Origin of the sequence: Fastidiosipila sanguinis, from assembly GCF_002998295.1 — a bacterium.
In the GTDB taxonomy this organism is placed as follows: Bacteria; Bacillota; Clostridia; order Saccharofermentanales; family Fastidiosipilaceae; genus Fastidiosipila; species Fastidiosipila sanguinis.
Map to the genome: position 1 here is coordinate 1,460,480 of NZ_CP027226.1, position 14,521 is coordinate 1,475,000.

At 36.8% G+C, this 14,521-nt stretch carries 13 protein-coding genes, 1 tRNA gene and 2 rRNA genes; 7 read left to right on the forward strand and 9 right to left on the reverse strand.

Going from position 1 to position 14,521, the window contains the following annotated elements; genetic code table 11:
• Window positions 1-79: 79 nt before the first annotated feature.
• The 6 genes from C5Q98_RS06365 (at window position 80) to C5Q98_RS06390 (ending at window position 4,317) form a co-directional block, all read left to right on the forward strand.
• Complete coding sequence (locus C5Q98_RS06365; RefSeq protein ID WP_106012806.1) at window positions 80-997, forward strand: alpha/beta hydrolase; 918 nt, start codon at window positions 80-82, stop codon at window positions 995-997.
• Between the two features lie 224 nt (window positions 998-1,221).
• A complete protein-coding gene (locus tag C5Q98_RS06370) occupies window positions 1,222-1,617 on the forward strand; it encodes a helix-turn-helix domain-containing protein (RefSeq protein WP_106012807.1) in 396 nt (131 codons plus the stop codon).
• A 15-nt stretch (window positions 1,618-1,632) separates the two neighbouring features.
• Window positions 1,633-2,178 (forward strand): ImmA/IrrE family metallo-endopeptidase, encoded by a 546-nt coding sequence (locus C5Q98_RS06375; protein ID WP_106012808.1) that lies wholly within the window; start codon window positions 1,633-1,635, stop codon window positions 2,176-2,178.
• Window positions 2,179-2,204: 26 nt separating this feature from the next.
• Window positions 2,205-3,617: a Y-family DNA polymerase gene (locus tag C5Q98_RS06380; protein ID WP_106012809.1), complete on the forward strand. Its 1,413-nt coding sequence runs from the start codon at window positions 2,205-2,207 to the stop codon at window positions 3,615-3,617.
• A gap of 31 nt (window positions 3,618-3,648) precedes the next feature.
• Window positions 3,649-3,987 carry a hypothetical protein gene (locus tag C5Q98_RS06385; RefSeq protein WP_106012810.1) on the forward strand — a complete coding sequence of 113 codons (339 nt, stop codon included), beginning with the start codon at window positions 3,649-3,651 and terminating at the stop codon, window positions 3,985-3,987.
• 51 nt (window positions 3,988-4,038) lie between these two features.
• Window positions 4,039-4,317, forward strand: a complete 279-nt coding sequence (locus tag C5Q98_RS06390) for a DUF5960 family protein (protein ID WP_106012811.1) — start codon at window positions 4,039-4,041, stop codon at window positions 4,315-4,317.
• A gap of 40 nt (window positions 4,318-4,357) precedes the next feature.
• Here C5Q98_RS06390 and C5Q98_RS06395 read toward each other — a convergent pair whose 3' ends face one another.
• Entirely contained in the window at window positions 4,358-5,008 is a 651-nt protein-coding gene (locus C5Q98_RS06395) for an SIMPL domain-containing protein (RefSeq protein WP_106012812.1), read from the reverse strand.
• Window positions 5,009-5,026: 18 nt separating this feature from the next.
• Window positions 5,027-5,359, reverse strand: a complete 333-nt coding sequence (locus C5Q98_RS06400) for a zinc ribbon domain-containing protein YjdM (protein WP_106012813.1) — start codon at window positions 5,357-5,359, stop codon at window positions 5,027-5,029.
• A 168-nt stretch (window positions 5,360-5,527) separates the two neighbouring features.
• Here C5Q98_RS06400 and C5Q98_RS06405 point away from each other — a divergent pair, with 168 nt between their 5' ends.
• Complete coding sequence (locus C5Q98_RS06405; protein WP_106012814.1) at window positions 5,528-5,998, forward strand: low molecular weight protein-tyrosine-phosphatase; 471 nt, start codon at window positions 5,528-5,530, stop codon at window positions 5,996-5,998.
• Window positions 5,999-6,182: 184 nt separating this feature from the next.
• Here the strand turns inward: C5Q98_RS06405 and C5Q98_RS06410 are convergent, their stop codons facing one another.
• The 7 genes from C5Q98_RS06410 to C5Q98_RS06440 all read right to left on the reverse strand — a co-directional run bounded on the left by C5Q98_RS06410 (window position 6,183) and on the right by C5Q98_RS06440 (window position 14,514).
• Entirely contained in the window at window positions 6,183-6,656 is a 474-nt protein-coding gene (locus tag C5Q98_RS06410; RefSeq protein WP_106012815.1) for a hypothetical protein, read from the reverse strand.
• Between the two features lie 374 nt (window positions 6,657-7,030).
• On the reverse strand, window positions 7,031-7,687 hold the full coding sequence (locus C5Q98_RS07710) for a hypothetical protein (protein WP_158695732.1): 657 nt from the start codon (window positions 7,685-7,687) through the stop codon (window positions 7,031-7,033).
• The gene (locus C5Q98_RS06420; RefSeq protein WP_106012817.1) at window positions 7,674-8,501 is read right to left on the reverse strand and encodes an ABC transporter ATP-binding protein; all 828 of its coding nucleotides are present in this window, start codon (window positions 8,499-8,501) and stop codon (window positions 7,674-7,676) included. The genes C5Q98_RS07710 and C5Q98_RS06420 overlap by 14 nt, the downstream gene beginning before the upstream one ends.
• Before the next feature lie 11 nt (window positions 8,502-8,512).
• Window positions 8,513-10,093, reverse strand: coding sequence for a hypothetical protein (locus C5Q98_RS06425; RefSeq protein WP_106012818.1), 1,581 nt, complete (start codon window positions 10,091-10,093; stop codon window positions 8,513-8,515).
• A 1,186-nt stretch (window positions 10,094-11,279) separates the two neighbouring features.
• Window positions 11,280-11,355, reverse strand: a tRNA-Asn gene (locus C5Q98_RS06430).
• A 34-nt stretch (window positions 11,356-11,389) separates the two neighbouring features.
• Window positions 11,390-11,505: ribosomal RNA gene (rrf, locus tag C5Q98_RS06435) — 5S ribosomal RNA — on the reverse strand.
• 108 nt (window positions 11,506-11,613) lie between these two features.
• A 23S ribosomal RNA gene (locus C5Q98_RS06440) occupies window positions 11,614-14,514 on the reverse strand.
• Between the last annotated feature and the right edge of the window lie 7 nt (window positions 14,515-14,521).

Below are 14,521 nucleotides of genomic sequence, written 5' to 3' on the forward strand. Positions count from 1 at the left end.
AAACCATTCTCAACCTCTTTCTCAAAATCAGCATGGTATAATATTTTATACCAATATTTTGATTAGTCAGGAGGACATCATGTTAAAAGAAATAAAAACTTTACCAAATAACCCTGAATTAGTAGGCTTAGCTGAGCTATTCAGAGACATTCAATATAGCGAAAATGGACAAAAACTAAACTTACTCGTACCTTGGTCAGTCAATCAGTTGCCTGACAGGAAACAGAAACATCCACTAATCGTCTTCGTACAAGGCAGTGGTTGGACAAAACCTAATATAGATTACAAAATCCCTCTACTATCTCATTTTGCAGAAGCAGGTTATGTCGTTGCTAGTGTTTCACATAGAAACTACAGAGATGGCTTCCAAGCGCCTGCATATTTAGTAGATGTCAAAACTGCTATAAGATTCTTGCGTGCAAATGCTGAGAAATATGGAATCGACAAGGATAAAGTCATGATTATGGGAACTTCTTCTGGTGGTAATACCTCCCTATTAGTTGGAGTTACTGCTGATGATCCTCAATATAAGAGTGATGAATATGCTGATGAAAGTGATTCTGTATCTGCTGTAATCGACATCTTCGGCCCTACTGATCTATTGCGTAGATTCTTCAATGCTAATAATAGAGAGGAAGCTGCTGAAGTTATTAACAATCTTCTAGAAGCAGATGACGAAGAATCCAAGAATCACGTTGCTACATTAGAAATGGCTTTGGGTAAAGACCATGAAAAATGGATTCCTCTACTAGAATCTCTAAGCCCAAGCAAAGTTGCCAATGAAGAAAATAGTAAAATCCCATTCTTATTGATGCACGGTACTGCCGATAACGTTGTTAACGTAGAACAGCTCGATAGAATGTACAACTCTCTAAAAGCCGCTAATGCTGATGTTGAAGCTTATTATATAGAAGATGGTATTCATGGATCTAACTTCTGGAGTCCTGAAGTTAGAGAAACAATTCGCAAATGGGTTGCTGAGAAATTCCCTCTATAAATTAGAGCACAAAAGCTGGTATAAGGATATAAAAGAGCACGAACCGGAGGTATTCCACCTCTAATTCGTGCTTAATTTTTTGTTATTTTTAAAAATCTCTCTTGACAGAAATTAGAACTTCGGATTATACTTTTAGTACTTTAAGTTCCAATTAGCGATTTATTGAGATATATTTTTCTTTACAAATGCGTTTTTTAGAACTTAGATTTCCAAAGGAGGTAGACATGAGTTTTGGCGATAAGCTTAAATATTTGCGAGAAGAAAAAGGTTTAACCCAGACTGAACTTGCAGAAGTTCTAGGCACTAGCCTGAAAACTATAAGCAATTATGAAGTTAAAGGCATTAGACCACGTAGAATGGATATGTACGAAAAAATAGCAGATTACTTCGATGTTAATATTAATTATTTGCTTACTCAAGATAATGACTTTGTTTTAGAAGCTGCTAAAACATATGGTTATGAAGGTGCTAAAGATGCTGAGGCAATTCTATCTTCAGTCACTGGCCTATTTGCGGGTGGAGAACTGCCGGAAGAAGATAGGGATGCTCTATTTAGTGCAATACAAGAAGCGTACTGGGAAGCAAAACTAGAAGACAAAAAATCTAACAATAAAGATTAGTTCAGGAGCCACTTGATGTCACACAAATGGATATATGACAAAGTTAATCTGCTCATCAAAGAACATCAGACTCGAGATCCTAAACTATTAGCAGAAGAATTAGACGTAAAGATAAAATATTTAGGAGATACAAAATCGTTACTAGGTATGTATAAAGTCATCCTAAAAACTCCTTATATATTTATTCCTGCTAACCTCGGTCCTATTCAAAAGACTGTACTAGCACATGAATTAGGTCACGATCAATTACATCGAGAGTATTGTCTAGATGGCGGACAATTTTATGAAAGTAAGATATTCAATCCAACAAATATTTTTGAGATTGAAGCTAATATCTTTGCTGCTCATTTGTTGATAGCTGATGAGGATTTACTCAAACATATTAAAACCTGCAATAACTACACAGATTTAGCTTCTGAGTTAGCTGTTGATACAAACTTACTTAACATTAAGATTGCAGAAATGTTAAAGCTTGGCATATTAGATCAGGCAGATTTAAAGCTTAATATACCTGATGCAAGATTCTTAAAAGAATATAAACCACAAGATGAGAACTGGTAGTATCTTAAAATATTAAGGAGGCCTATATGACTTATATTGACTATACAAAAGAACCTAAGTCGGATATAGCCTTTGTAGATATGAAAAGTTTCTACGCAAGCGTAGAGTGTGTGAAGCGAAACCTCAATCCTTTAACTACTTCATTGTGTGTAATGAGCAGATCAGACAATTCAAGTGGACTTATATTAGCAAGCTCCCCTACTTTCAAAAAAGTTTTTAACAAGTCAAATGTAAATAGAGCTAGAGAATTGCCATTCGATATCGAAACAAGGAAATTCAGCTATAAAAAAGCTTTGGAACAAGGAATAAAAGTCACAGATACTTATGTTAAATACATAGAGGACTGGGCTGCTCGAACGGTCATTGCAGCGCCTCGAATGGCTCTATACATCGAAGAAAACCTCAAAATACAAGAAGTTTTCCATAACTATGCCGCACCAGAAGATGTCTACCCTTACTCTATAGATGAGAACTTTATCGACCTGAGTGCATCACTGAATCATTTTGTACCGGATAAGAATATTAGCAAAAAAGATAAACTCGATATAGTCTCCGCTAAAATACAAAAAGATATTTGGGAAGCTACCGGAATTTTCTCAACTGTGGGCATGAGTAATTCCAATCCACTATTAGCTAAGTTATGCTTAGATAATGAAGCTAAGAAAACTAAAACAATGCGCGCTAATTGGTCCTATGAGGATGTGGAGGAAAAGGTCTGGGGTATTAAAACCCTTACCGACTTCTGGGGTATCGGTAAACGTACTGCCAAAAGATTAAATAAACTTGGCATTTATTCCATAAAAGATCTTGCTAATTCAAACCCTGACAGGCTAAAAAAAGAGTTCGGAATAATTGGAGTACAGTTATGGTTTCACGCCAATGGTGTAGATGAATCTAAAGCTTCTATCCCCTATATACCGAAGCAACAAGGCTTAGGGAATTCTCAAGTACTACCTCGTGACTACACTGAACAACGTGAAATAGAATTAGTGTTAAGAGAAATGGCTGAACAAGTAGCAATTAGAGTACGTAGAAATTCTAAGAGAGCTGGTTTAGTTTCTATATTTGTAGGTTATTCTTATAAAGAAAATTTAAAACCAATATCCGTACAGACGAAAATCACTCCTTCTAGCTCAACTAAAATACTCTGCAACCATGTAATTAAGCTGTTTCGCAGCCAGTATAAAGGCGGTGCTGTCAGAAACATTGGGGTACGATATGGGAATCTTCTTAACGATGACTACACGCCCTTTACCTTCTTCGATGATGCAGAAGAACTTAATAAGCTGGAGCGCTTGGATAAAGCTATTGATCAAATTAGAGATACCTATGGTTTCCTATCTGTACAAAACGCAAGTTACCTTAGTGAAGGTTCTCGAGCTAAAGCCCGAAGTGAACTTATCGGTGGGCACTGTGGTGGGCTAGATGGATTAATGTGATTTTATAAGAATTATGAAGTAGGTACTTAATATGATAAATCGACAATATTTACCTTTTAAATCGGCAAAACAATATGTAGATAGAGGCATGGCTAAATGGGCTGGTTTCTTCATATCCGAACACTCAACTGCCCTAGCCAAGCCAGATGATAGCATTGATTACTCCATAGAAATGAGCACCGAAGAAATATTGCTGCTTACTACACAAGCTTATATAAACAAACTCGAAGTTAAATTATTTACAAATTTACAGCGAGCACCTTTTTTAGGATTTGTAATAGAAATTGCAGACGATAGCTTCTATTTTAAAAGCACTGACAAGGTCATGTTGCTTAATATAGATAAAATACTTTGTCTGGAGCTAGTTTAGAGGAGATACCTTAGATGGATCTTAGAGGGGTTACTTTAGTAAGGAAAGAAAATGAGGGATGCATTAAATAAAAACACTTATCAATTTGATTACTTCTCAGAGAGCTACGAGAAATTTGAGAATGCATTTTACAAGTATGCAGATTTTGACATTCCGCTTACTTTCATAAGCGATGACATTCTCAAGTCCATGCTAGCTTCTGGAAATAATTATTTTAAATTGAATGCAGCAAACACTAAAGATAAACAGGATCACTACTTTATATTTAAGCAGGTTGAAAGTCCTGACAACCCCAAAATAAAAAGATTCGTTTATCTAACTTGCAAATGAATATCTAAATTCGTATTTTAAGCAATTACTATCTAGTTTACTATTCGATACTCCAGCTTATTTCAACAGTTTCTGTTACAACAATTTCGTCGACCAAAATATCAGGGCTAGACTTAGCATTAAGTGCGCCTCGCATTAAATCTGCTGAATAAAAGGTCCCATTAGTTTCAGCAAAATTACTACCTACATAATTAATTGCTACTATTTCACCTAGTTTTACACCAGTACTTTTTGCAATTTTCTCAGCTTTAACTTTTGCAGATTCTATAGCATTATCTATGGCAGTATCTATAGCTTCTGACTTGTCTTTGACAGTGAAATCAAAGTCAATTTCTGGATTAATGCCTAGTCCAGAGAATTTATACATAAAATCTCCGAGCAAATCGAGGTTATAATCAATTTTTACTTTTAGCTGATGGGTTGTTATATAGCCAACATGTTTGTTTTTCCAAACACCATTTTCTTCATAGTTTTCGTAATCATTCGAGACTCTCAAGCTTGTTGTCTTTGTTTGCTTTCGCTCTATACCTATTTCATTAAGAGCTTGTAGCATTCTATCTAGATCTTGGTTAATTAGATTTATTGCATCTTCATAGATCTCAGACTTTCGTGAAATTACTATATTAATCTCAATTTGATTTGGCTTAATTTTGCCAATTCCACTAGCTTCTACTTTTAGAACTTTATCCATATAAAACCCCTTAAATCCCTATTTCTTTACTAGAGATGACTTAAGATATATTGTACCGAATCCATCAACTCTAGCCTCTACGTCATGTCCATTTACAGGCACATCTAGTAACCTAATACTCTTCGCCTTGCTACCTTGTTTAATAGTGTTTCCACCGAGCTTAAGATCTTTGATTACAACGACATTATCACCATCTTGCAATTCATTGCCATTTGCATCTCTAATAATGCTAGCAGTATCTTCTACCTCAACGTCACTATTCCACTCATTAAAGCACATAGGACAAACTAACATATTACCATCTTCATAAGTAAACTCTGAACCACACTTAGGGCATGCTGGATATGGCATAAACAAACACCTCTTTTTATTTTTATTCTATCATAGTCTAGCTTACAACTTAGCTCCACCTTAATAGATCTACTTTCTGCAAATAAACTGTAAAGAAGCTATGAGACACTTGTCTTTAACTATTGAAACTTGATAAGATGAACACAATCAAAATTAAGGAGAAAAACTTTGCAAAAAATATTATTTGTTTGTTTAGGAAATATATGTCGAAGTCCAATGGCTAAATTTATTCTACAAGATAGAGTAAACAAGGCTAGTCTTTCTGAAGAATTCGAAATCGACTCTGCAGCAACAAGCTCTTATGAAGTAGGAGAAGATATCTATCCACCTGCACGAGAAAAACTCAAAGAACATAATGTTAATAGTGACGGTCATAGCGCTAGACAAATTAGCAAAGCAGATTATGATTATTTCGATAGAATTATTGCTATGGATAATAGTAATCTTAAGAATCTAGAAAAAATTCTAGGAAAAGATAGAGACAATAAGATCTCTTTACTTCTAGATTACACTGATGAACCAAGAGATGTCCAAGATCCATGGCATACTAGAGATTTCGAAGCTACATGGCAAGATGTGAATAATGGTCTAGATGGCTTAGTTAAAGATTTAGGTTACACCGAATTAAGTAGAAACTAATTAAAATAATTTTTGTAATTATGTAATAAAAAAATCTATTTAGGTATAATTTAGCCCCTCTATCCTTTCACTTTGATGTGTTGGGATTTTGGGGTTCTCATCACCTAAGCTCAGCGCTCTAAAATATATTAAAAAGGAGCGTAGAAATATGGTATTTCAATCAAATTAAACCAATATTTTACATCTACTCATTAATAACTACAGTATAACCATTAAATGTATCCCCTGAAATAGTAATATCATAAATTTTTCCATAATCTGCTTTTAAAACAATAGGCTTGAGAACTCTTGTCAATTCCTTAGGGTAGATGTTTTCAAAATTAGGTTCAACATAATCAGTAATAATTCGAAATTTAATAGATAAGTCAAGGGGACCTGAGTTGACCTGTAACTCTTCCTTATTCCAGACGTGAATAATTTGATCATCATGCTTGATCATAGAGCGATCAGTGTTAGATATACCAGAACTAAACTCATGACCATTTACCTCATAGTCAAAGATTAATAGTCCTATATCTTCTTTTAAATCAAACTGAATTCTTAATGCAAGTTCATCATTAGCTGGAGTGTAATCTGATGAACTTATAAACTTATAAATAACAATGCATAGAATAAGAAAGCAGAAAATTGTCGGTATAATAAGATTTCTTTTTTTCATAATTTGATAACCTTTCACACAATTTTAAAATTTTATAGAAATAAAAAGACTACATTTTGTAGTGCGCCCCAAAACCCGGACATCAATTCAAACATCCAGTGTAAAGTTTCTTTGTTATTTTCTTTATTAAATACTTTTTGAGGATAAATATACATTGAATTTCTTATGTGTAGTAAATAATTTCTGAAGCATTCACAAATTAATCCTCCAACAAGGTAGTTTACAGTACATCATCCAATTAGAGCAGACATATTGCCTTTCTATTAATATTTATTAATTTTGCTAAGCACGCTAGTATAATTTTAGCATCATTTTATATTTTAGTTTTCCCCTAGTAATTTGATTTAATTTGCCTATAAATAATCATATCCTCGTTAATATAAAAACCTAAATAATATCTTCTCGTAGATTCTTGCCACTATAAATAGTACTAAAGCAATGATAAAGACATATAAATAATAACTCAAGATATTTTCTATAGTTCCAAAACTATATGCCGATAAAACTAAAAATTTATTTTCTTGTCTCAGCGTTGGAATAAAATTTAAAAACACAAACCCAAACATTAAAGTAGCCGTCAAATTAATCGATTTAATAAATAAGGAAAGAAAAAATGTAACAGATGTTAAAAAGAATTGCAGTATGAAAAATCTTACAAAATCAAAGACAGCCATAAGCTCAAAATTTGCTGCACTAAGATATGTGGGCAAAGCTATTAGATTGAATAACGCAAAAATAAATAAAATTCTAAGGTACACAAAATATCCTTTGGTAGAACGAGAGTATTCGAGACTATCTTTATATAACCATACTTGTAAAAAACTTATATTCCAATTTACAATTGCAATAGAAGATAATAATGTAAATATGCTAGAAAATTCTACGCGCAACTCAGCTTTGCTCAAATTTAAATTGTTAAGAATATACGCATTAGGAATTATAATTAGCAGTAAGACAATCAGTAACAAGAATAAGATATTAGATTTAGTAATCAAAAAAACTTCATTTAACAAGTTCTTAATTCTCTGCATTTGATTCACTTTTCCTAATGTACAAAATATATGCATCTTCAATGCTTACGGCTACCACAGGGAAATTTTGTTCTTTTTCAGAGATAAAACGTATCTTTGTATCGCCCTCAGCTAAATATTTCTTAACTACATACTCATTTCCACTTGGCTTGAAGTCTTTACTAGGAGCTAGGTACACCTTATTTTCAGCAGCTTGAATCAAAGCTTCAGCACTATCATGAAATAGGATTTCTCCATTATTCATAATAATAATTTTTTCACACAAGCCTTCTAGATCACTAACTATATGTGTTGAGATTATAACTGAAATATCCCGTGAAATTTCGAATAGAACTTGCTTAAAATTCATTCTTTCCTCAGGGTCTAGACCTACAGTTGGCTCGTCAACCAATAGTACACTTGGATTTCCCTGTAGGGCAATTGCTATGCCTAAGCGTCGCTGCATTCCGCCTGATAAATGTTTGACCTTCTTATCTTTTTCAGAAAACAAATTTACCTTTTTCAATAAAGATTCATTTTCTAAGCGAGCCTCATCAGTTGGGATGTCCTTAAGTTTAGAAAAATACATCATTGCATCTTTTACCTTAAAGTATGGATAAAACCCAAAGTGCTGTGGCAGATAAGAAATATCGCTTGGTGCTATGATTTCTCCTGCATCTTTTTCAATAATACCTGTAATACAGCGAAAAAGGGTGGTCTTCCCTGCACCATTTGGTCCTAGCAGACCGTGTATACCTGCTTCAATCACTAAATTCACATTATTCAAGGCTAACCGTTTAGAAAACTTTTTACTTAAGTTTTTAATTTCAATCATAATAATTTGTGCTACTCCATATAAAATATGAGATCAATATAAGAGGTGGAACTATCCTCATTTTTGATATATTCATATATCTTTTTTAGCACATACTCCTCTCCTAGTACATTCATCTGATAATCTAGCAAGTCAGTAAACTCATCACGAGCCATCCAATATTGGTCCTCAGCTTCATCATAAAAGTTCCGCTCTTCTTCACTAAAATCATAGTAATTTTTCGCTAATAATTTTTCGTACTTATCTATTATGGCCAAAGTCTCATATGAAGGTTTTTTCCTTACTTCTCTATTAGCACCATACAAAAGCTTCTTTACGAAAACACCTTTGAGATCATCACTTATTTGAAAGCTCTTTAACTCTCTTATCAAATGATTATATAAAATAGCATCTGGGTTTGGCTGAATATCACTTAAAATGATATGGTCGGGGAAAAGAGTCATTTCTTCTGCTCCATTGCTTTGTTTAAGCATGATGTGAGTCATGAAAATATCTTTATCTTTATAGTCCATAGGCAAATTAAAATCTGTAATTTCATTAACTTTTTCACTAAGCTCACGTGCTTTTCTCGTGTCAAAGTAAGGCCTCTGACCGCTCATAGGTCCATAAATATAGCTCTGACCATCTCTCTCAACTCTTTCTAGAAAACCACCAAACAAACTCACGCTCTCGGCTTTGCCCTGAAATGTATCACTAGCTATTTTCTCTAGATTGGATTCGACTTGGTAATTAGCCTGCACTTTTATCAAATAGTCAGATTCCTGAAATTCAGTATTGACTTTGTAATTGTCTAAATCATAATCCCAGACATGGTAGAAACCTGCTCTTGGATAATAAATATGATAGGCCGGAAGGGTCATATTCTGATGATTTACAAAATATTTATTATGACTTATGCACTTATATTTAAAATTTATTTCATCTGTATGATTTCTAGGCTCAATGATTATGTAGTCGTAGGCTCTGGTGAAAGGAATTGTCCTGCCGGCTTTATCCGTAATGGCATTAATTTGATATGAGTGGTGCAAAGTAAATAGGTATTTATTTAACTCAGGATTATCTAGCTTAACAGTTGCATCTGCTTTTAAATTTGCAGCAGCCTGAATATTTATCGAGTATTCTTCGACTTGAAACTCATTATAGTTTGAAGTGAAATCTGCCTCTATGGCATTTATATCAGCTCTATTTTCTTGATAGTATGCAGTTTCAGGATTATTCATGTATGAGGATTGCCTGTCTCCTGTATATTTAACACTATGATGAGCTTTGAGAGAAAATGATACAAATAGACTCAAACATACTATACCTATGACTGATGCAGTTACCCTTTTTATGTTTTTATTAGAAAACTTGGTTCTTAAGATTGATACCTGCAGCAAGAGTGTGAGCCAAAATAGAATATTGACAATACGGCTGAGCTCTAGAGGAATTCCATAAACTCCATCCGCTGCAAATCTTGCATCTGGTGCAGTAATTTGAAACAAGTCTAGAATACTTGCCACTTCAAAATTAGCAATACTCAAATTTTGGGTAAAGTTAGATAAATATCCACTGCCAAAAAGAGTAAAGACTGTTATTAATACATAAGCCAAAGCACGCCCCCTTCCTCTTAAGGTTAAACCTAGAAATACCCCTAGTATTGAAGGCAAGGCTACGTATCTCAGGATTGCTAATAAGGCATGCATAGTATATTTAGCACTCGGCAAGTCGGCATTGTTCAAAACAGAACTGAGGGAAATGATAGATGGAAGACAGGAGATAAGAATTAGGAAGGCAGTAATCAGCGTTTGATTTATAAGGATTTTCCCTTGAGCTTTAGGAATGGACAAGACCATTTCTTCTGCTTGTACATTGTATAACTCCGAAAAATAATCATAGGCGAAGAATGCAAAAAAGACAAAGTGCACAATCCCGAGGCCCAATAATGAACTTAAGTAACTTATAAAGACTCCATTGAACAACTGTGCGTTTCGCATAGAATAATATGTTACTAAGATGAAGAAAGCAACATAAACGATGAGAAATATGAATTTTTTCCTAATACGACTAATTTCAAAAATTAACAACTTATACACGCTGCCACCCTACCAATTATAAGCTATATTAATAATATCATACCTAAGTTTATGTAAAACTAATGAAAGATAAATGTAATTAAGCCTATTTTAACAAAATAAAAATCCCCATTTTAATTGCCTCGATTAGAATCTTCATTTGGTGTCTAGTAGTCTCTTATCTTCCTTGGATATGTATTAAGTCATATTTTAATATACATAATTTCTTTCCTATTATATTTACTTAATTCTGTTACTTTGATATAATTTAAAATCATCTTATTAAATTTTTCATTAATTCTATAATCATATAATCTAAATGAGTGGGTATAAATATCTGTTCCTGTGCCTTCTTACTTAAAAAACACTCCAAATCATTCCAGGTAAAAATAATTAGTCATTATCAACTACAGTCTTGCATAATGGCCAATAATAATCCTTTTTACAAATAAAAAAAGAAGATATAAGAAAAAGCACTACTTAATTCTAAATTTCACTTCCACACGATTACCCTAGCTATCGCTTAGCAGTATCTAGTAATCGTGTGATAGTTCGAACTATCGTTTAATGGTTTCAAATCGTCTTTTTTAGCTCTCTTAAAACGATAAAATTCCGCCAAAAACCAAACCCATGCACCTAGATCGTAACAAGCAAGATAGCCCAAAGTCTTGTATTTCCAAGCGACAAAAAACCACAAGATTGTATTGTTCTTGTGGTTTTTATATGGCGCCTCATGATGGACTTGAACCAACGACAAACGGATTAACAGTCCGCTGCTCTACCGACTGAGCTAATGAGGCATTTATTTTTATATTAAATTTTATATTAAAATGGAGCCGGCGAAACCTATCCTCCCAGTCCGTCACCAGACAAGTACTTTCGGCACAACTGAGCTTAACTTCTGTGTTCGGGATGGGAACAGGTGTGGCCTCAGTGTCATCTTCACCGGCATGGTTAAGAGTTGTCTTTCGACTGTACCCTCAAAACTGCATAGAATATTTTCTTTATTAACTTCGTGTTTCTCTTAGATTTTCTGAGTTGGATCTTCCTTTAACCTTGTGGTCAAGTCCTCGACCTATTAGTATCAATCCGCTTCATACATTACTGCACTTCCACTCTTGACCTATCTACCTTGTAGTCTACAAGGGGTCTTAATCCACTTGGGATGGGAAATCTCATCTTGAGGGAGGCTTCACACTTAGATGCTTTCAGCGTTTATCCCGTCCGGACTTAGCTACCCAGCTATGCATTTGGCAATACAACTGGTACACCATTGGTCCGTCCATCCCGGTCCTCTCGTACTAGGGACAGCTCCTCTCAAATTTCCTACGCCCACGACAGATAGGGACCGAACTGTCTCACGACGTTCTGAACCCAGCTCGCGTGCCACTTTAATCGGCGAACAGCCGAACCCTTGGGACGGGCTTCCGCCCCAGGATGTGACGAGCCGACATCGAGGTGCCAAACCTCCCCGTCGATGTGAACTCTTGGGGGAGATAAGCCTGTTATCCCCAGGGTAACTTTTATCCGTTGAGCCACGGCAATTCCACATTCTACCGCGGGATCACTAAGTCCTACTTTCGTATCTGCTCGACCTGTACGTCTCGCAGTTAACCTACCTTATACCTTTATGCTCTTTGTACGATTTCCAACCGTACTGAGGTAAGCTTTGAACGCCTCCGTTACTCTTTAGGAGGCGACCGCCCCAGTCAAACTGCCCGACTGCCATTGTCCGACTCCCGGATCACGGGATATCGTTAGAAACCCAACATCGTAAGAGTGGTATTCCACATTGTGACTCCATGTCAACTGACGCCAACACTTCATTGTCTCCCACCTATTCTGTACATACGATATCGAGTCCCAGTAGCAATCTACAGTAAAGCTCCATGGGGTCTTTCCGTCTAGTCGCGGGTAACTTGCATCTTCACAAGTACTACAATTTCACCGGGTGCATCGTTGAGACAGTGCCCAAATCATTACGCCATTCATGCGGGTCAGAACTTACCTGACAAGGAATTTCGCTACCTTAGGACCGTTATAGTTACGGCCGCCGTTCACTGGGGCTTAAGTTCTGTGCTTCGAGTATTCTCTAACACTTCCCCTTGACCTTCCAGCACCGGGCAGGCGTCAGCCCCCATACTTCCACTTTCGTGTTTGCGGAGACCTGTGTTTTTGCTAAACAGTTGCTCGGGCCATTTCTCTGCGGCCAGCGCTAGCTGGCTCCCCTTATCGCTAACTTACGGGGTTAATTTGCCTAGTTCCTTAACGATGATTCTCCCGATCGTCTTAGGATTCTCTCCTCATCTACCTGTGTCGGTTTGCGGTACGGGTGCACTGTTACTTGATAGCAGCTTTTCTCGCCAGTTGAATTCAGATCCTTCGGTACTTATTTTCCCTCCTTCGGCACTCTCCTATTAGGACCCGTACTTTACTAAGTCCTTCGTTTCGTGCTTTCCACAGACTATTCCAGCTGTCTGCGATCTTATCCTTCCGTGTCCCTGCGTCTCTAATAACGCAACATTGCAGTGCAGGAATTTAAACCTGCTGTCCATCGACTACGCCTCTTGGCCTCGCCTTAGGTCCCGACTTACCCTGGGAGGACGAGCCTTGCCCAGGAAACCTTAGATTTTCGACGGCAAAGATTCTCACTTTGCTCTCGCTACTTATTCCGACATTCTCACTTCTGATACCTCCACATGTCCTTTCGATCATGCTTCAACGGCCTACAGAACGCTCCCCTACCATCTCTCGATCCGTAGCTTCGGTGTACAGTTTAGCCCCGTTAAATTTTCGGCGCAGACTCACTCGACTAGTGAGCTATTACGCACTCTTTAAATGAGTTGCTGCTTCTAAGCCAACATCCTAGCTGTCTTAGCAAATCCACATCCTTTCCCACTTAACTGTAACTTTGGGACCTTAGCTGACGGTCTGGGTTGTTTCCCTCTCGACTACGGCACTTATCTGTCATAGTCTCACTCCTATTCATATTTATAGGTATTCGGAGTTTGATAAGCATTGGTACCCTGGGAAGGGCCCTTTGCCATTCAGTGCTCTACCCCCTATAAACTCTATAATAAGGCTAGCCCTAAAGCTATTTCGGGGAGAACCAGCTATATCCAAGCTCGATTGGAATTTCTCCGCTATCCACAAGTCATCCCAACCTTTTTCAACAGATACGGGTTCGCGCCTCCAGTAAGCTTTACCTTACCTTCACGCTGCTCATGGATAGGTCGCCTGGTTTCGGGTCTACAACTACTAACTATTCGCACTATTCATACTCGGTTTCCCTTCGGCTTCATAGCTCTACTACTTAACCTTGCTAGTAATCGTAACTCGTCGGACCGTTCTACAAAAAGTACGCCGTTGCACATTAACGTGCTCCGACTGCTTGTAAACACAGGGTTTCAGGTTCTCTTTCACTCCCCTCCCGGGGTTCTTTTCACCTTTCCATCACTGTACTATTCACTATCGGTCACCATGGAGTATTTAGGCTTGGAGGGTGGTCCCCCCGTCTTCCTGCAGGATTCCTCGTGTCCTACATTACTCTGGATACTGACTCTGAACTTGAGTTTTCGCTTACACGACTATTACGTTCTATGGTCTCGGCTTTCCATCCGCTCATTCTGCTAACTCTTGTTCTAGATTATTCAGTCCGAACCCCGATTTACCGAAGTAAATCGGTTTGGCCTCTTCCGCTTTCGCTCGCCACTACTTACGGAATCTCGGTTGATTTCTTTTCCTAGGGGTACTAAGATGTTTCAATTCCCCCCGTTCCCTCTACCTAGACTATGTATTCATCTAGGAGTAATCAGGAATTTACCCTGATTAGGTTTCCCCATTCGGATATCTACGCTTTAATGGTTATTTGCACCTACACGTAGCTTTTCGCAGCTTATCACGTCCTTCATCGGCTCATGGTGCCAAGGCATTCGCCCTGCGCTCTTTGTAACTTGACCTTTGTTT